This is a genomic window from Micromonospora orduensis, from assembly GCF_006228125.1.
Lineage (GTDB): Bacteria > Actinomycetota > Actinomycetes > Mycobacteriales > Micromonosporaceae > Micromonospora > Micromonospora orduensis.
In genome coordinates this window covers 22,228-38,929 of the sequence record NZ_VDFY01000108.1, presented here as the reverse complement: position 1 = coordinate 38,929, position 16,702 = coordinate 22,228, and the positions used below count along the sequence as shown (strand labels likewise).

Here is a 16,702-nt window from a genome sequence, read left to right as displayed (position 1 = left end):
GGGTCAGGGGAGGAGGGGGTGTTGGACCACGTTTTCTTCTCGGCCGGGGCCCACACCGATGACGCTGACGCGGGTACGACAGAGTTCCTCGATGCGGGCGATGTAGCGGCGGGCGTTCTCCGGCAGCTCATCGACCGTGCGGGCCTTGGTGATGTCCTCCCACCAGCCGTCCAGCTCCTCGTAGATGGGCGTGGCGTGGTGGAAGTCCGTCTGGCTCATCGGCATGTCGTCGACCCGAACGCCGTTGATCTCGTAGCCGACGCAGATCGGCACCTTGGCCAGCCCGGTGAGCACGTCCAGCTTGGTGATGACCAGGTCGGTGACGCCGTTGAGGCGGCAGGCGTACCGGGCGACGACGGCGTCGAACCACCCGCAGCGGCGCTCACGGCCCGTGGTGGTGCCGTACTCCGCGCCGATCTTGCGCAGGTGCGCGCCGTTCTCGTCGAACAGCTCGGTCGGGAACGGCCCGGAGCCGACCCGGGTGGTGTACGCCTTGCTCACCGCGATGACCTTGCTGATCGCGGTGGGCGGGATGCCGGCACCCACGCAGGCGCCGCCGGCGGTCGGGTTGGACGAGGTCACGAAGGGGTACGTGCCGTGGTCCATGTCCAGCATGGTGGCCTGGGCACCCTCCAGGAGCACCGTCTCGTCCCGGTCCAGGGCGTCCCAGAGCATGGCGCGGGTCTCCGCGATGTACGGCTTGAGCCGCTCCGCGTACGCCAGGTACTCCTCGACGGTGGCATCGAGGTCGATCGCCTTGCGGTTGTAGACCTTGAACAGCATCTGGTTCTTCTCGCGCAGCGCGAGTTCCAGCTTCTTGCGCAGGATGCCCGGGTCGAGCAGGTCCTGGAGCCGGATGCCCATCCGGGCGACCTTGTCGCCGTACGCCGGGCCGATGCCGCGGCCGGTGGTGCCGATCCGGGACGAGCCGAGGTACCGCTCGACCACGCGGTCGAGTGCGCGGTGGTGCGGCATGATGAGATGCGCGTCACCCGAGATCCGCAGCCGGGACACGTCGACGCCCCGTTCGGCGAGACCGTCGATCTCGGCGAGCAGCACCTTGGGGTCGACCACCACACCGTTGCCGATGACGATCATCGCGCTGGGTGACAGCGCGCCGGACGGCATCAGGTGCAGCGCGTACTTCTGGCCGTCCGGGGTGATCACGGTGTGTCCGGCGTTGTTGCCGCCGGAGTAGCGCACGACGTAGTCGACCCGCTCACCCAGCAGGTCGGTAACCTTGCCCTTGCCCTCGTCGCCCCACTGAGCGCCGAGGAGCACGATCGCTGGCATCTTTTCCGCCTCCAGAAGGCTCGGGTGCCAGGTGGCGACCGGTTGGCGAGCCCGGGGTGTCAGGTTAACAAGTAGTGACGGCGCGGCCGGCAGGGGTCGCGGCGAGAGGCAGGAGGCTCCTTCCGTGTACGACGTGGTGCTGCTCACCCTCGATTCGGAGCGGGACGCTTCCGGGGGCTGCGGCAGCGGCGAAGCCTGCTGCGGCGGTGCGACCGAGTCCGACAAGACCCCGGGGACCGGCGCCGCCGACGCGGAACACTGCGCCACCGATCGGCCCCGCGTTCCCGTGCTGGCCTGCGCCGACGCGCTGAACGCCCGGGGTGCCCGGGTGCAGACGGTCACCGCCCGCTCGAACGCGGAGATCGACGAGGTGCTGGCGCTGTTCGACGGGCCGGCCCGCCCCGACGGCCTGACCTGGCCCGACCCGGACAGCAAGACCCGGCTGGTCGTCGCGACGGCCAGTGACGGGCAGTTGCGCGCCGTGCTGCGCCGGCTGGTCCGGCGGTACGCGCCAGCGCCGAGTCGCCGCCCGGCTGACCTGCCTGACGGCCGGACCGTGCCCGACCTGCCGCCGGTGGCCGTCCTGCCGCTCGACCCGGCGCGCGGCGGCACCCAGCGTGACCTGGCCGCGCAGCTCGGTCTGCCGCGCGATCCGGCGGCGGTGGCCACCGCGGTGCTGGACGGCACGCCGCGCCGACTGGACCTGCTGCGCAACGACGGCGGCTCGGTGACCCTGGACGGCGCTCTGCTCGGTGCCGCCGACGACGCCGGCCGCCCGCTGCACTGGCGGGCCCGGGTGGAGGTGGACGACACAGTCCTCACCAACGGCGACGAGCCGCTGCTGGCCTGCGCGGTCGGCAACGCCGGCGGGTACGCGACGCTCGACGACGTGACGCTGCTGGCCGCGCCGGACCCGGCCGACGGCCAGGTCGAGGTCGCGGTGGCCGTGCCGGTGGTCGTCCGCTCGGCGTTGGGTCGCAAGCGGGTACGCCTGGAGGTGCGCCGGGCTCGCGGGCGGGCCGTGTCGGTGCTGCCCCGGGAGGAGAAGGTGCCCTACCTCGATGACGGCGTCGAGGGTGAGCTGACCCGCAAGCGGTCCTGGTGGATCGAACCCGGTGCCTGGGCGGTCTGGTCGAGCTGACCCGGCTGCGCCGACCGGCCCCGGTCGGCCGGTGCGCCTATCCTCGCAGGAGGACTGGGGAGGGCCGTAATGGACGAAAACGCCGACCGGGCGCGGAAGCCCGGCCAGCAGCCGGTGCCGGAGCGGGACATCGAGCCACTCTGGCCGCCGGATCCAGCAGACCCGGGCGCGGCTGGCGTGGTGCCGCCGTGGGCGTCGGTCGTCGAGCAGCGGGGTACGCCGCCGTCGACCGCGCAGTCGCCGGTGACTCCGCCGGTGGCGGCACCGCCGATCGGCCGCCCGCCGGTTCCCGGGCAACCCGGTGCGCCGGCGCTACCCCCACCGTCGCCGTCGGACTACCCGTCGCTCACCGGTGCGGTGCCGGCACCGGGCGGGTGGGGGACCAACGGCCCCACCTCGGGCTGGGCGCCGGCGCAGCCGAGTTGGCCGCCGCCGGCCGACCCGCCCACGCCGAACGCGCCGAACGCGTCGAACGCGTCGAACGTGCCGCACGCGCCGTACGTGCCGAACGGCGCGGCGGCGGGCGCGGCCGGGACAGCGGGCAGGGACCAGCCGGGCAGCGCCGGAGCCCCCGTCGCCGGTGTCCCGGAGGTGCCGAGCACCGCCCCCGGCGCGGGTACGCCGACGGCGGCCACGGGCGCGACCCCGCCCGCCGGGTCGGGCGGCGTCGACCTGGACCTGCCGTTCTCGCTGGACCGCCCGGTGGCGTCCGCCACGCCCGCCGACAGCCCGGGCACCGGCGACAGCCCACGCTCGGACAGCCCGAACGTCCCCGACCCGGCCGCGCCTGCCCCCGCGACAGCCGGCCCGACCGGTCAGACGACAGGCGGCACGACGACAGGCAGCGCAGGCGGCACGACGGCGACCGGACCGACGGCCGGCGGGTCCGCGGCGGCTGAGGCGACGGCGGCCGGCGCACCGGCGGCGCCGCAGGGTGGTGGTGCCGGGCCGGGCGGGCCCGCTGTCGGGACGGCGCGACCGACCGCCGATTCACCCTGGGCGTACCCGCCGCAGCGGCCGGCCAATGCGGCCGAGCCCACCTCCGACGAGGCGGCCACCCCGACGCCAGCGATTCCCGCCCCGCCCACCGTGCCGCCGCAGCAGTCCGGAGACTCGGCCGTTCCGCAGGCCGGCGGTGGGCAGACGTACGCCGGTCAGACGTACAACCCGGGGATCCCCGGTCAGGTTCCGCTGCCGCCGCCACCGGACCCGTCGCAGTTCGGCGACCAGCCGCACGGTGGGGCCGTGCCCCAGCAGGGTGGTGCGGCGGCCCCGCCGCCGGGGCCGTTCCCGCCGTCGCCGGGCTGGTACCCCCCGCCGTGGCAGCAGGGCACGCCCGGAGTTCCGCCACCGCCGCCGCAGCACTACCAGGAGTCGGATGGGGTGACCCGGGTGCCGGCCGCCGGCTACCCGGACGCCGCCTGGGCACCGGAGAGCGCCGCCGCGCCGACCGCCGAGGACTTCGCCCGGCGCCGGCAGGTCCGCCCGCCCGAGCCGGTGGCGACCATGGGCGTACGCGCGGTGGTGAACAAGATGGGTCTGCTCCGGCTCTCGCCGGGGCGGCACGAGCAGGAGCTCAAGCGGGACATCGAGATGGTGCGCCGCAACTTCGGCGGTCTGCGGCAGGTGACAGTGGTCAACCCGAAGGGCGGTGCCGGAAAGACGGTGGCCATCCTGCTGCTCGCCATGACGTTCGGGCAGAAGCGCGGCGGTTACGTGCTGGCCTGGGACAACAACGAGACGCAGGGCACCCTGGGGATGCGGGCCCAGCAGGACTTCCACTCGCGCACGGTGCGGGACATGCTGCGTGACCTCGGGCAGTTCCAGGGTGCGCACGGGCGGGTCGGTGACCTGTCGCAGTACGTCCGCTCGCAGGGCGAGGGGATGTTCGACGTGCTCGCCTCGGACGAGTCGGCCACCGGCGGCGAGATGCTCACGGCCGCCGCGTTCGCCGAGATCCGCGAGGTGGTCAGCCGGTTCTACAAGTTGATCTTCGTGGACACCGGCAACAACGTGCGGGCGCAGAACTGGCAGGCCTCGATGGACGCCACCGACCAACTGGTGGTCACCATGTCGGCACGTAACGACTCGGCGGAGACCGCCGCCCGGATGCTCGACCACCTGGAGCAGAGCGGCCGGCAACGGCTGGTCCGGCAGGCGGTGACCGTGGTGTCGATGCCGCCGTCGCGCAAGGAGATCGACCTGCCGGCGATCCAGGAGCACTTCGCGGCCCGTACGCGGGCGGTGCTGCTGGCCCCGTACGAGCGGCTCATCGACAGTGGCGAGCCGATCCGGTACGGAGGGCTCTCCTCGGCCACCCGGGACGCCTGGCTCAAGATCGCCGCCGCGGTCGCCGAAGGGCTGTGACCCGCCGACGGGTCGCAGTCGCGCAGGAACTGGGCGCAGCGGGCCGCCTCGTCGGCCTCGCCGATCTCGTCAGCGGCCCGGGAGAGCACGTACAGGCAGCGCAGGAAGCCCCGGTTCGGCTCGTGCGACCACGGCACCGGGCCGTGGCCCTTCCAGCCGCTGCGGCGCAGCTGGTCCAGGCCACGGTGGTAGCCGGTGCGCGCGTACGCGTACCCCGTCACCACCTGACCCTGCGCGAACGCCCGGGCCGCGAGCGCGGCCCACGCCGCGCTGTAGGTCGGGAAACGGGCCGCCACCTCGGCGAACGCCTCGTCCGTGCCGGCCTCCTCGGCGGCGGCCAGGGCGGCGTCAGCCTCGTCGTGCGCGGGCAGGAGGGTGGCCGGTGGCTCTGGCAAAAGGTTCTGCATCGCCCCATTCAACCCGCTGGACAGGGCGACACGCGAGCGGGTCGGCCGGCGCGTTCCGCTGAACGGCTGAGGGTTTGCTCACGCCTGCGGCCTATGCCGCCGCCAGGTGTTTTCCATTACAACTAATGGTCCGGAGCCTCCCCAGGACCCGGTTACGCAGGAGCCCGGCAGCCACGGCCACCGGGCTCCTGTCGTGCCACCGCCGGCCCCGGGTTTGGTCGATACCGCCGGGCGGGCAGGATTGCCGGGTGCCGACCCCACCTCCCGCGGACGTCATCGAGCCGCACCTGCACGCCGACGAGATCCAGACCCGCGCCGAGTTCGATCGGCAGGTGGCCACCGGCCGACTGACCGGCCTGACCGTGCAGGGGCTCCGGCTCGACCTCGACCCGGTGCCCGACCTGACCGGCATCGAGGTCGCGGGCACCCTCTTCGTGGGCTGCCGGTTCGCCTCCCGGGACGTGGGCGCGGACCTGGTCCGGCGCGGCGCGAACGTGGTGCCGCCGTTCTCCGGGCTGCCGTACCCGACCCAGCCGACGCACCTCTACACCCCGGAGGAGTTGGCCGCCGGATTCGCCGAGGGCGGGTTCACCGGGATGTACGACACCCGGGTGTACGAGCACTACCGGGCGCACGGCGGCGCGCTGCCGGACGTCAAGGAGGCGCTCGGCCAGCGGCTGCACGATCACGGCGTGGACAACGCGCTGGGCGACGCCACCCGGGCGTGGCTGTCCGCGTACGGGCCGCAGTCGGTGGTGGGCATCATGGGCGGGCACGCGGTGCGGCGCGGCAGTGCGGCGTACCGGATGGCGGCCGTGCTGGGTTGGGAGCTGGCGCGGGCCGACCGGCTGGTGGTGACCGGCGGCGGACCCGGCGTGATGGAGGCGGCGAACCTCGGCGCGTACCTGGCGGACCAGTCGGCGGCGGAGCTGACGGCGGCTATCGACCTGCTGGCGGCGGCGCCCGACTTCACCGACCACCACCGGTACACGGCGGCGGCGTTGGCGGTCCGGCAACGGTACGCGGGCGTGCCCCGGCAGCGCGGCACCGACGCGGGGTGGGCGCACGCCGGTGGGCTGGCCATCCCGACCTGGCTGTACGGGCACGAGCCGGCGAACCTGTTCGCCGGTCGGATCGCCAAGTACTTCTCCAACGCGATCCGCGAGGACACCATCCTGCGACTCGCCCGCGGCGGCATCGTCTTCGCCCCGGGACGGGCGGGCACCGTGCAGGAGGTGTTCCAGGCGGCCACCAAGACCTACTACGGCACCGACGGGGCCAGCGGAGCGTACATCTTCCTGGACCGTGACTACTGGACCACCGAGCTGCCGGTGGAGGCGTTGCTGCGCCCGCTGCTGGCGGCCTCGCCGTTCGGTGACCTGTCGGCGACGATCCACCTCACCGACGACGTCCGCGAGGCCGTACGCCTGCTGACGACCTGACGACGACGGCCGGCTCCCGATGAAGAGCCGGCCGTCGGTGAACGTCGTTACTTGGCCATCGTGGTGCCGGTGGAGCGCAGGTGCTCGCACGCCTCGACGACCCGGGTGGCCAGGCCGGCCTCGGCGGCCTTGCCCCAGGTACGCGGGTCGTACTGCTTCTTGTTGCCGACCTCGCCGTCGACCTTCAGCACGCCGTCGTAGTTGCGGAGCATGTGGTCCGCGACGGGCCGGGTGAAGGCGTACTGGGTGTCGGTGTCGATGTTCATCTTCACGACGCCGTAGTCCAGTGCCTCGCGGATCTCGCTCAGCAGGGAGCCGGAGCCGCCGTGGAAGACCAGGCTGAGCGGCTTGTCCTTGCCGTACTTGGCGCCGACCGCCTCCTGGATCTGGTTCAGGATCTCCGGGCGGAGCTTGACGTTGCCCGGCTTGTACACGCCGTGCACGTTGCCGAAGGTCAGCGCCGCCATGTAGCGGCCCTTCTCACCGAGGCCGAGCGCCTCGACCATGGCCAGGCCGTCCTCGACGGTGGTGTAGAGCTTGTCGTTGATGGCGTTCTCGACGCCGTCCTCCTCGCCACCGACGACGCCGACCTCGATCTCAAGGACGATCTTGCCCTTGGCAGCCTCGTCGAGCAGCTGGGAGGCGATCTGGAGGTTCTCGGCGACCGGCACGGCCGAGCCGTCCCACATGTGCGACTGGTACAGCGGCTGCTCGCCGCGCTTCACCCGCTCCTGCGAGATGGCCATCAGCGGCCGGACGAACTTGTCCAGCTTGTCCTTCGGGCAGTGGTCGGTGTGCAGCGCGATGTTGACCGGGTACTTCTTGGCCACCTCGTGCGCGTACGCGGCGAACGCGACCGCGCCGGTGACCATGTCCTTGATCGAGGGGCCGGAGAGGTACTCGGCGCCACCCGTGGAGACCTGGATGATGCCGTCGCTCTCCGCGTCGGCGAAGCCCTTGAGCGCCGCGTTCAGCGTCTGCGAGGAGGTCACGTTGATCGCGGGGTACGCGTACCGGCCGGCCTTGGCGCGGTCCAGCATCTCCGCGTAGGCCTCGGGGGAAGCGATGGGCATGTGATGCGCTCCTTACTTACCACTCTCGGCCGTGCTGGCCGCTGTTGTTCACGTGTGCGCCGGACCGCGCTGTCCTCCACCCGGAAGTATCCCGTAGGTGAGGTGCGTCGGAACAACCGACCCGGGTACGGCCCTTCACCGGCGGTCCAGGTTGTCCGGCACGATGACGCTGATCAGCCAGGTGACCACTGTCATCACGATCGCTCCCCAGAAGGCCGGCCAGAAACCGTCCACCTGGAACGGCAGGTCGAGCCCACGGGCGATCCGGTCGGTGAGAAGGAAGAGCAGCGCGTTGACCACCAGCGCGAACAGGCCCAGGGTCAGCAGGTAGAACACGCAGCCGACGACCTTGATCACGGGCTTGAGCACCGCGTTTATCACGCCGAAGATCAGGGCGACCACGATCAGTGTGAGGACGGTGTTGCCACCCGAGCGGCCATTCACGTCGACCCCGGGCACGATCAGCGTGGTTATCCACAACGCGACAGCGGTGATCGCCAGTCGAATGAGGAAGCCCACGGCCCCATCCTGGCATCGGCGTGCACCCCCGAGGGGTGATTCCGCCGACTCGGCTTCCGGGCGTGCCGCCAGCACAGCCCGTACGGTGGGTGGGGACCGTGCACCGAGACCCCCGGGAGGGACGATGGGTCAGCCCGACGAGGACTTCACCCCCGGCGACCACCTCGCCGCGGACGAGCGTGACCCCGAGGCGGAGCCGGCCGACGCCGTCGAGCAGGCCACGGTGGTCGGCCCCGCCGACGTCGACGGCGAGCCGCACCGGGGCCTGGAGGTCGACGACTGGGACGCGATGGAGCAGGCCCGGGTGGTCACCGGGGACGAGGACGACTACCGCTAGCCACCGCGGGGCTGACTGCCCGTTGCGGCAGAGGTGGTAAGCCGTTCAGCTATTTTGACGGACATCTATCCGTCAAGGCCACCGGGGATGCCGCCGTCTCCCTAGGTTGGACGGGCGCCACCGGTATCCCAACGGGAGGACCCCATGCTCAAGCACTCCATCCGCTGGCTGGCAGGCCTCGGCGCCGCGGGCGCGTTGGTCGCCGCCTCCGTCACCCCCGCCGTGGCCGCTGCCGCGCCCACCGTCGAGCCCTACTTCCAGGACTCCACGCTGGCCGTCGACGCGGCGCCAACCACCCGCCAGCTGTTCCTGTTCGCGGACGGGCCGATGGTCCTCACCGACGTCTCCCTGCGGTACGACTACCGGTCCCTGGCCGGCAGGATCACTGTCGCCCCGGCCGACGGTCAGGACTGCACAGCACCGGAGGCGGGCGTCCTGGTCTGCGAGGATCCCTACGGCGTCGACATCAGCGAGCTGCCGCCTCTCGGCAGCGGGATCTACCGCGGCGTGGCCGAGCGGGTGCGCATCGCCGCCACCGACGATGCGCAGCTCGGCGACTCCGGCGACATCGCGGTCAGCTTCGAGGCGGCCGGCGGGCAGCGGGGCAGCTACACCTCGCAGGTCCGCATCGGCGAGGGGGTCGACCTGGCCGGCGGTCCGTTCACCGACCACTCCGCCGAGCCGGGTGCAAAGGTCACGCTGCCGCTGGCCGTGGCGAACGTCGGCGACACGACCGTAAGGGGTTTCGTCGCGGTCTTCGACCTGCGCTACTCGATCCGGGCCACGGACCGGTTCAGCAACTGCCTCTACTCCGAAGACCACCTGCTCTCCTGCCAGTTCGAGGAGGAGATCCCGGTGGGCGAAGGGCTCTCCACCACGCTGAACGTCCAGCTGGCCAGAGACACGTACGCCCCCAGCAACCAGGGCGGCTACGCCCAGTTCATGACGACTGCCGACTTCGAGGACCTGACCCGGGTGCGGGACTCCGTCGGCGGCCAGGCTGCCACCCGCGGGAGCGGCCCCAAGCTGACCCTGGCCGAGGCGCCCAGCAGGATGCGGCAGGCCGACCAGACCGACGTCGGCCCCGGCTACGACTACACCGGGTGGAACGTCAAGGTCACCGGCACGAACGGCACCGACCTCGCAGCCATCGGCGACGCGCTCAAGGGGAGCGCCGGCGCCGTCGTCACGGCGACCGTCGGCTTCCGGAACAACGGCCCGGCGACGCTCGACAAGGTGAACGCCGACTACGAGGCTGCCACCCACACGGACGTCGAACTGCCGCCGGGCACCACCGCCGTCGAAATCCCCAATGGCTGCCAGTTGCGGCAGCGCACCCGCACGTACCTGTGCGCCTCGGAGATGCTCCTGGTGGCCGGCAGGAGCTACACCATGGACTTCCGGCTACGCATCGACAAGGTCATCCCCAACGCCCGGGGCGCGGTGCGGGTCAACGCGCCGTGCGAATGCCCCGGCGGCGGCAGCTTCGAGGACGACATCAAACCGGCCAACGACAAGGCCACGATCGTGGTCAACGCACGACCGGGCGGTGGTGGCGGCGGTGGCGACGGCGGTGGCGCGCTGCCCATCACCGGCTCCCCGACCGGCCTGCTCGCCGGCATCGGTGGCCTGCTGTTCATCGTCGGCACGGGCGGCTACCTGCTCGCCCGGCGCCGAACGACCCGCTTCGTCGCCTGACCCGGCCGTCCGACTGGCGCCCCGCCGTCCAGATCCGGCCGGCGTGCGCGTCGCGTGCCGCGCACCCGTTCAACGGACGGCGTCCACCCGCTTCGGGTGACGGGCCGTCCAGTCGTCGAGCCGGTCCTCCCGCAGCGCGGTCAGGAACTCGGGAGCGCGCTGCGGGTCGAGGCGCAGGTACCAGGCAGGTCCTTCCGACTCGACGACCGGCAGGCCGAGCCCGACCGGCTCGACCGACCGCAGCGCGGGGACGAGCCGCAGCAGGTCCAGCGCGGCGGCCCGGTCGGGTGACACCACGAGGTCCGGGCCGACGGCGGCCAGCAGCCTGGCGAGGCGTACCGGATCGGTGAGCACGCCCTGGTCGGCGGCCTGACGGAGAAGGCCTGCGGCGAAGAGCCGGGCGTTCCGGTCCCGGTCCTGGCCGCCGTTCGGCAGACCGTAGCGCTGGCGGAGCAGGTCGACCGCCGCGGCCCCGCCGAGACGTTGACAGCCGCTCGGGAAGACGCGCTTCGTGTGCACCGAGCGCACCTGCTCGGGCAGACACACCGGCACTCCACCCATGGTGTCGGTAAGCGTCCGTACGGTGGAGTACGTCAGCACCACTCCGGCGTCCACCCGTACGCCGGTCAACTCTGTCACCGTACGGCGGGTCAGCTCGTAACCCTTAGCAGCCTGCGGCCGGCTGAACCCGGCACCGAACGGAAACGCGGCGTTCAACTTGTCCGTCCCGTGGCCCGGGATCGGCACCCCCAGGTCACGCGGCAACGACACCAGGTACGGGCGACCGCGGTCGGCCGGGATGTGCACCAGCAGCAGCGCGTCCGACCGTGACGCCTCCGGCCCCTCGCCGTCGAGGCCGAGCAGCAGGATGTTCAGTGCGCCCGTCGGCGCTGGCCGGCTGGACCCGCCGAGTAGATCGGCGGTCGGCGGCGGCCCGGCGCGCTCCGGAGTCAACAGGGGCACCCCGATCCCCAGGACGCCGAGCAGCGCCAACGCCGCACCACCGGTCTGCCACCGCCGCCGACGCTGACGCCGACGGGCCACCAGGCGGTCGATCGCGGCCCGCAGTGGACCGGTCGGCGGGGTCAGCGGCTCGTGCCGAGCGAAGGCGGCACGCAGGTCATCCTCGATCATGAGCGAACCTCCACGTACTCGGCCCGGAGCGTGGCCAGGGCCCGGGAGATGGACGAACGTACGGTCCCGACGGCACAGCCGAGGATTTCGGCGATCTCGGCGTCGGGCAGGTCCTCGTAGTACCGCAGCACGAGGGTCGCGCGTTGGCGGCGCGGCAGCCGGGACAGCCAGGACCAGATCTGGTCCCGGTCCACGGCCGACTGGGCGTGGTCGGCGTACGCCGGCACGGACTCGTCGGGTTCCCCGCGCAGCAGCACCCGGCGCATCCACGAGCCGCGCTTCCAGTCGACGTACTGGTTGGTGAGCATCCGGCGCACGTACCGCTCGGGTGAGTCCGCCCGCGCGACCCGCCGCCAGTTCAGCTGGACCCGGACCATCGTCTCCTGCACCAGATCCTGCGCCTGATGCGGATCGCCGGTGAGCATCACCGCGTACCGCAGCAGCGGTGCCAGTCGCGTGTCCGCGAACTCCTCGTACGTCACTGCACCTCCCGGGCTCCTGCCTCAGATGACGGAACCGGGCGGCCTGAACGTTGCGGTGACCGTGATCAACCTTTCGGTTCGTCTTGCCGAGCGGGCGGTGATCAGGGGCGGCACTGAACCTTAGCGATTCCTTAAGATCCGCAGGCTGCACCTGAATCCCCCACTTGGAGGAATCCCCACATGCTCACCCACTCCACCCGGCGCTGGCTCGCCGGCCTGGGCGTAGCAGGCGCGTTCGTCGCCGCCTCCGCCAGCCCGGCCCTCGCCGCTCCAGCAGCCGAGTTCGACATGTACTTCGAGGACGTCACCGTCGCCGCGGATTCGCCAGGCGTCGTTCGGTCGCCGTCGCTCTACAGCAGTGAGTCCACCGTCCTCAACGAGGTTTCGGTCCGCTACGACTACGGCAGCCTGGCTGGCAAGATCGCCCTGGCCGGCGAGCGCGCCGATGAGTGCGCGGCCGATGGTGAGGGAGTGCTGCTCTGCCGTGAGTCGTTCCCGATCGCCGTCGACGAGTTGTACGGCGGCTTCCTGGGCTCGGTTGTCATCGCGCCGACCGACAAGGCGGCCAACGGCGACACCGGTGCGCTGAAGATCAGCATCAAGGCCGCCAACAAGCAGATCGCGGACTACACCTCCCGCATCCGGATCGGTGAGGGCGTGGACCTCGCAGGCGGGCCGGACACCACGGTGACGGCGGCACCCGGCGGCAAGTTCCAGGCCCCGTTGACGGTGCTCAACGCCGGCACGACCGAGGTCGACGGCGTCGTGGTCATGTTCGACAGTGACTACGGCATCCGGACCAAGGAGCGGTTCGACAACTGCCTCTATGTCGAGGACTTCCTGCTCGCCTGCGAGTTTGACGAGAAGATCCCAGCTGGCCAGGGCGTTACGGCTGCCCTCAACTACGAGTTGGCGACCGACACGTACGCGCCGGGGCGCGAGTACAGCAACGCCTGGTTCATGACTCCGGCCGATTTCGAGGACCTTCTCGGCGTCCGCGAGGAGGCCGGCGCCGAGAAGGCTCGGCGCGGCACCGGGAGGACGCTGTCCCTGGAGGCGGTGCCCTCCAAGCAGAGGCGCGCCGTGCAGACCGACACCGACCCCAACAACAACTTCAGTGGACTGACGGTCGACGTCACCGGCAAGAACGGTGCTGACCTGGAGGCCATCGGCGCCACGCTCACCGGCAAGAAGGGCGCCGTGCTGACCGTCCCGCTGGGCTTCCGTAACAACGGCCCGGCGACGCTGGACCACCTCCGCAGTGGCTCCGACGTGACCTTCGTCGACGTGACGGTCCCGAAGGGCACCACCGCCGTGGAGGTGCCGTTCGAGTGCGCACCGCGGACCGGCAACGACGCCGAGTGGGACGAGGCGGGCACCCCGGGTGCCGCCGCCTACCGCTGCTACCCGGGTCCGTTCGCCCCGGCCGGCGAGGAGCTGACCGGCGAGTTCACGTTCCGGATCGACAAGGTCATCGCCAACGCCACCGGCACGGTCAAGGTCAACGTGCCGTGCGAGTGCGAGGGCGGCTTCTACGAGGACCTGAAGCCGGCCAACGACACCGCCAAGATCCTGGTGAACGCCGCCGGCGGTCAGGGCGGTGGTGACGGTGGCGCGCTGCCGATCACCGGCCAGTCGACCGGCCTGATCGCCGGCATCGGCGCTCTGCTGCTCGCCGCGGGCGTCGGCGGCTTCCTGGTGGCCAAGCGCCGCCGGACCCGCTTCGTCGCCTGATCCACCCCGCACCACCGGTGCCCCGCCGACCACGCTGGTCGGCGGGGCACCGTCGTTCGTGGCGGCGCGGGTGGGTGGGAAGGCCCGGTCCGGCGCGGCCCGAGGCTGCGCCTTCGGTACCCTTTGTGGCCGTGGACACAGCTGAGAAGACCCGCGCTCTCACGGAGAGCGTCGCCCTGAACCCGCTCGACCCCAAGGAGCTGTTGCAGACCTTCGGGCTGATCGGCGTCTGGGTGATCCTCTTCGCCGAGACCGGCCTGCTTGTGGGCTTCTTCTTTCCGGGGGACTCGCTGCTGTTCCTCGCCGGCGTGGCGGCCTCGCCGGTGGCGGACGCCATCTTCGGCGACGGCACCCGGCTCTCCCTGGTCGGCCTGCTGATCGGTGGGCCGATCTGCGCGATCGTCGGTGCCCAGCTGGGGCACTGGCTCGGATCGCGGTACGGGCGGCCGATGTTCGAGCGGCCGAACTCGCGGCTCTTCAAGAAGGAGTACGTGGAGAAGGCCGAGTACTACTTCCAGAAGTTCGGCCCGGCGAAGGCCGTGGTGCTGGCGCGCTTCATCCCGATCGTCCGCACCTTCCTCAACCCGGTCGCCGGTGCGCTGGGCATGCCGGCCCGGCAGTTCCTGATCTGGAACATCGTCGGCGCGGTGCTCTGGGTGGACGGCATCCTGCTGATCGGCTACCTGCTGGCCGACCGGATCTACCAGGCGATCGGCGACAAGATCGACCACTACATCCTGCCGGTGGTGGCCCTGATCATCGTGATCTCGGTGCTGCCGATCTTCTTCGAGTTCCTGCGTGACCGGCGGGCCCGTAAGCGCGGTGAGGCGGTCGCCGTGGTCGCGGCGGCCAGCGCCGCCGGCGCGGTGGACGCGGTCCGCGAGGCGTTCGACCACGACAACGAGCACGACAGGCGGCGGCCGGAGCACGGCCAGGACCGCTGAGGACCGGGTACGACGACGGCCGGCCCCCTGGTGCGGGGGTCGGCCGTCGGCATGTCGGACCCGGCCTCCGGCGGTGCGGCCGGGGACGAGCAGGTATCAGCGACCGGTGGCGCCACCCCTGGCTCGCCACCGGACACCGTCCCGGAGTGGGACGGTGCGCAGCGCCTACGTCAGCGGGCCTTCTTGGTGGCCCGCTTGCGCGGCGGGGTCAGCAGGTCCGCGATCGTCGCGATCGCACTCGGGACCAGGCTGTAGTACGCCCAGACACCGCGCTTCTCCCGCTGCAGCAAGCCAGCCTCGGTGAGGATGCGCAGGTGGTGACTGACCGTCGGCTGGGAGAGGCCGAGGGGTGCGGTCAGGTCACAGACGCACGCCTCGCCCTCGGGGGCCGACTGGATCAGGCTGAGCAGCCGCAGCCGAGCAGGATCGGCAAGGGCCTTGAGGACCCCCGCGAGACGCTCGGCATCGGCACGTTCGATCGGCTCGCCGTTAAGCGGCGAGATCTGAGGCATAGTCATTTCGGCCAACGCAGTTCCCACGTATTCCATCCTTCCACCAGCAGCATCGATCCGCCTGCATATCAGCAGATCCGAATCGGCAAATTTTTACGCCACAAGGCCGAGGTCAGCCAACGTATAGGCCGCCCGGTACGGCAATCCGGCGGCTCGCACCGCGTCGCCGGCGCCTCGATCAACAATAACCGCCACGCCCACGACTTCCGCTCCGGCCTCACGTAGCGCCTCGACCGCGGTCAACACGCTCCCGCCCGTCGTGGACGTGTCCTCCACCGCCAACACGCGGCGGCCGGCCACCTCCGGTCCCTCGATCCGCCGCTGCAGACCGTGCGCCTTGCCCGCCTTGCGCACCACAAAGGCGTCCAGAGCGCGACCGGTCGGAGCGGCGGCATGCAGCATCGAGAGCGCGACAGGGTCCGCGCCCAGGGTGAGTCCGCCGACGGCGTCGTACTCCCAGTCGGCGCAGAGGTCGAGCAACACTCGACCGACCAACGGAGCGGCCTGGTGATGGAGCGTGACACGTCGCAGATCGACGTACCAGTCTGCCTCGCGCCCCGAGGACAGCACGACCCGTCCGTGCACCACGGCCAGGTCGGTAATGAATTTACGCAGGTCGTCGTGGTCCCCCATGGCGATAGAGGTTACTGCGCAAGTCTGGACGCCGTGTGGACGGCCCACCCCGATCAGGCTGACGAGGGACCGATGGTTGGCTATGTACGACTACGCTGAGCGACCGGGCCGGTTGCGGCGCGCCAACGTTGTCACGGCGACGACCGAGGATCGAACGAGTGCGGCGGCTCAGCGCTCGTCGCGACCGATCCGGCCGCGGGTGTCCCGCGCGACCACCTGGAGCAGCCGGCGCGGCGCGTGCCGCAGACCGGCGACGGCCACCTTGTACTTCCACGCCGGGATGCTTACCAACTTGCCTTTGCCCAGGTCACGCAGGGCTTCGTCGACCACGTCCTCGGCTTTCAGCCACATCCACTCAGGTGTCTTCGACATGTTGATGCCAGCCCGCTGATGGAATTCGGTGCGGGTGTAGCCGGGGCAGAGGGCCATCACCCGCACCCCGTACGGACGTGCGGACTGGCCGACAGACTCGCTGAAGTTGGTCACCCACGCCTTGCTGGCCGAGTAGGTCGATCCAGGCATCACCGCGCCGAACCCTGCAACGGAAGAGACATTTATCACTGCCCCATCGTGCCGTTCGGTCATCGGTCGCAGCGCTGCGAGGGTCAGTCGCATGACGGCGTGCACGTTGAGCCGCAGCAGGCGTGCCTCGTCCTCCGCGGTGGAGCGGAGGAACGGTTTGTTGAGGCTGATGCCTGCGTTGTTGACCAGCAGGTGCACCGGGCTACCGCTGCTCAGTCGCTGCTCGACGGCGTCGCAGCCGTCGTCGGTGGACAGGTCCGCCGACAGCGTCTCCACCTCGCGGCCGTGCCGGGACCCCAGGTCGGCGGCCAGCTCCGTCAGCCGGCCCGCGTCCCGGGCGACCAGCACCAGGTGCCAACCGTCGGAGGCGAGCCGTCGAGCGAACGCCGCACCGATGCCGGCTGTCGCGCCGGTGACCAGGGCCCGTCGCTCGGCGGTCGCGGGGTCGAGCGTCACGGGCGGTC

15 protein-coding genes and 1 pseudogene are annotated in these 16,702 nt (G+C 71.4%); 7 read left to right on the top strand and 9 right to left on the bottom strand.

What is annotated here, in order from left to right; genetic code table 11:
• Positions 1-3 precede the first annotated feature (3 nt).
• Positions 4-1,293: an adenylosuccinate synthase gene (locus FHG89_RS07460; RefSeq protein ID WP_139583627.1), complete on the bottom strand. Its 1,290-nt coding sequence runs from the start codon at positions 1,291-1,293 to the stop codon at positions 4-6.
• 124 nt (positions 1,294-1,417) lie between these two features.
• Here FHG89_RS07460 and FHG89_RS07455 point away from each other — a divergent pair, with 124 nt between their 5' ends.
• Together FHG89_RS07455 and FHG89_RS07450 are read left to right on the top strand one after the other, a co-directional pair.
• Entirely contained in the window at positions 1,418-2,434 is a 1,017-nt protein-coding gene (locus tag FHG89_RS07455; RefSeq protein ID WP_139583626.1) for a diacylglycerol kinase family protein, read from the top strand.
• 69 nt (positions 2,435-2,503) lie between these two features.
• Positions 2,504-4,801 (top strand): MinD/ParA family ATP-binding protein, encoded by a 2,298-nt coding sequence (locus FHG89_RS07450; protein ID WP_139583625.1) that lies wholly within the window; start codon positions 2,504-2,506, stop codon positions 4,799-4,801.
• A gap of 2 nt (positions 4,802-4,803) precedes the next feature.
• Here FHG89_RS07450 and FHG89_RS07445 read toward each other — a convergent pair.
• Positions 4,804-5,208 (bottom strand): annotated as a pseudogene (locus FHG89_RS07445) (DUF3151 domain-containing protein); the annotation flags it as partial.
• Between the two features lie 248 nt (positions 5,209-5,456).
• On the opposite strand from FHG89_RS07445, the gene FHG89_RS07440 reads away from it, so the two are divergent.
• Entirely contained in the window at positions 5,457-6,650 is a 1,194-nt protein-coding gene (locus tag FHG89_RS07440; protein WP_208760888.1) for an LOG family protein, read from the top strand.
• Between the two features lie 47 nt (positions 6,651-6,697).
• Here the strand turns inward: FHG89_RS07440 and fbaA are convergent, their stop codons facing one another.
• Entirely contained in the window at positions 6,698-7,723 is a 1,026-nt protein-coding gene (gene fbaA / locus FHG89_RS07435; RefSeq protein WP_139583624.1) for a class II fructose-bisphosphate aldolase, read from the bottom strand.
• A 135-nt stretch (positions 7,724-7,858) separates the two neighbouring features.
• Positions 7,859-8,242, bottom strand: a complete 384-nt coding sequence (locus tag FHG89_RS07430; protein WP_139583623.1) for a phage holin family protein — start codon at positions 8,240-8,242, stop codon at positions 7,859-7,861.
• Positions 8,243-8,366: 124 nt separating this feature from the next.
• Between FHG89_RS07430 and FHG89_RS07425 the strand changes: the two genes are divergently transcribed.
• Complete coding sequence (locus tag FHG89_RS07425; protein ID WP_139583622.1) at positions 8,367-8,579, top strand: hypothetical protein; 213 nt, start codon at positions 8,367-8,369, stop codon at positions 8,577-8,579.
• A 144-nt stretch (positions 8,580-8,723) separates the two neighbouring features.
• The gene (locus FHG89_RS07420) at positions 8,724-10,277 is read left to right on the top strand and encodes an LPXTG cell wall anchor domain-containing protein (RefSeq protein WP_139583621.1); all 1,554 of its coding nucleotides are present in this window, start codon (positions 8,724-8,726) and stop codon (positions 10,275-10,277) included.
• A gap of 69 nt (positions 10,278-10,346) precedes the next feature.
• Here FHG89_RS07420 and FHG89_RS07415 read toward each other — a convergent pair whose 3' ends face one another.
• Both FHG89_RS07415 and FHG89_RS07410 read right to left on the bottom strand, forming a co-directional pair.
• Positions 10,347-11,411, bottom strand: a complete 1,065-nt coding sequence (locus FHG89_RS07415; RefSeq protein WP_139583620.1) for an LCP family protein — start codon at positions 11,409-11,411, stop codon at positions 10,347-10,349.
• Complete coding sequence (locus FHG89_RS07410) at positions 11,408-11,893, bottom strand: SigE family RNA polymerase sigma factor (protein ID WP_139583619.1); 486 nt, start codon at positions 11,891-11,893, stop codon at positions 11,408-11,410. The genes FHG89_RS07415 and FHG89_RS07410 overlap by 4 nt, the downstream gene beginning before the upstream one ends.
• A gap of 180 nt (positions 11,894-12,073) precedes the next feature.
• On the opposite strand from FHG89_RS07410, the gene FHG89_RS07405 reads away from it, so the two are divergent.
• Entirely contained in the window at positions 12,074-13,627 is a 1,554-nt protein-coding gene (locus FHG89_RS07405; RefSeq protein ID WP_139583618.1) for an LPXTG cell wall anchor domain-containing protein, read from the top strand.
• Positions 13,628-13,752: 125 nt separating this feature from the next.
• Positions 13,753-14,571 carry a DedA family protein gene (locus FHG89_RS07400; RefSeq protein WP_167517356.1) on the top strand — a complete coding sequence of 273 codons (819 nt, stop codon included), beginning with the start codon at positions 13,753-13,755 and terminating at the stop codon, positions 14,569-14,571.
• Between the two features lie 170 nt (positions 14,572-14,741).
• Here the strand turns inward: FHG89_RS07400 and FHG89_RS07395 are convergent, their stop codons facing one another.
• The 3 genes from FHG89_RS07395 to FHG89_RS07385 all read right to left on the bottom strand — a co-directional run bounded on the left by FHG89_RS07395 (position 14,742) and on the right by FHG89_RS07385 (position 16,694).
• On the bottom strand, positions 14,742-15,119 hold the full coding sequence (locus FHG89_RS07395; RefSeq protein ID WP_030332125.1) for an ArsR/SmtB family transcription factor: 378 nt from the start codon (positions 15,117-15,119) through the stop codon (positions 14,742-14,744).
• Between the two features lie 57 nt (positions 15,120-15,176).
• Positions 15,177-15,716, bottom strand: coding sequence for an orotate phosphoribosyltransferase (gene pyrE, locus FHG89_RS07390; protein ID WP_139583616.1), 540 nt, complete (start codon positions 15,714-15,716; stop codon positions 15,177-15,179).
• Between the two features lie 168 nt (positions 15,717-15,884).
• Positions 15,885-16,694 carry an SDR family NAD(P)-dependent oxidoreductase gene (locus FHG89_RS07385; protein ID WP_139583615.1) on the bottom strand — a complete coding sequence of 270 codons (810 nt, stop codon included), beginning with the start codon at positions 16,692-16,694 and terminating at the stop codon, positions 15,885-15,887.
• Positions 16,695-16,702: the final 8 nt, after the last annotated feature.

What these genes read in the sequence shown, in the direction of transcription:
- FHG89_RS07460 (WP_139583627.1), bottom strand. Translation starts at nt 1,293, where the DNA reads ATGCCAGCGATCGTGCTCCTCGGCGCTCAGTGGGGCGACGAGGGCAAG.
- FHG89_RS07450 (WP_139583625.1), top strand. Translation starts at nt 2,504, where the DNA reads ATGGACGAAAACGCCGACCGGGCGCGGAAGCCCGGCCAGCAGCCGGTG.
- fbaA (WP_139583624.1), bottom strand. Translation starts at nt 7,723, where the DNA reads ATGCCCATCGCTTCCCCCGAGGCCTACGCGGAGATGCTGGACCGCGCC.
- FHG89_RS07425 (WP_139583622.1), top strand. Translation starts at nt 8,367, where the DNA reads ATGGGTCAGCCCGACGAGGACTTCACCCCCGGCGACCACCTCGCCGCG.
- FHG89_RS07420 (WP_139583621.1), top strand. Translation starts at nt 8,724, where the DNA reads ATGCTCAAGCACTCCATCCGCTGGCTGGCAGGCCTCGGCGCCGCGGGC.
- FHG89_RS07415 (WP_139583620.1), bottom strand. Translation starts at nt 11,411, where the DNA reads ATGATCGAGGATGACCTGCGTGCCGCCTTCGCTCGGCACGAGCCGCTG.
- FHG89_RS07405 (WP_139583618.1), top strand. Translation starts at nt 12,074, where the DNA reads ATGCTCACCCACTCCACCCGGCGCTGGCTCGCCGGCCTGGGCGTAGCA.
- FHG89_RS07395 (WP_030332125.1), bottom strand. Translation starts at nt 15,119, where the DNA reads ATGGAATACGTGGGAACTGCGTTGGCCGAAATGACTATGCCTCAGATC.
- pyrE (WP_139583616.1), bottom strand. Translation starts at nt 15,716, where the DNA reads ATGGGGGACCACGACGACCTGCGTAAATTCATTACCGACCTGGCCGTG.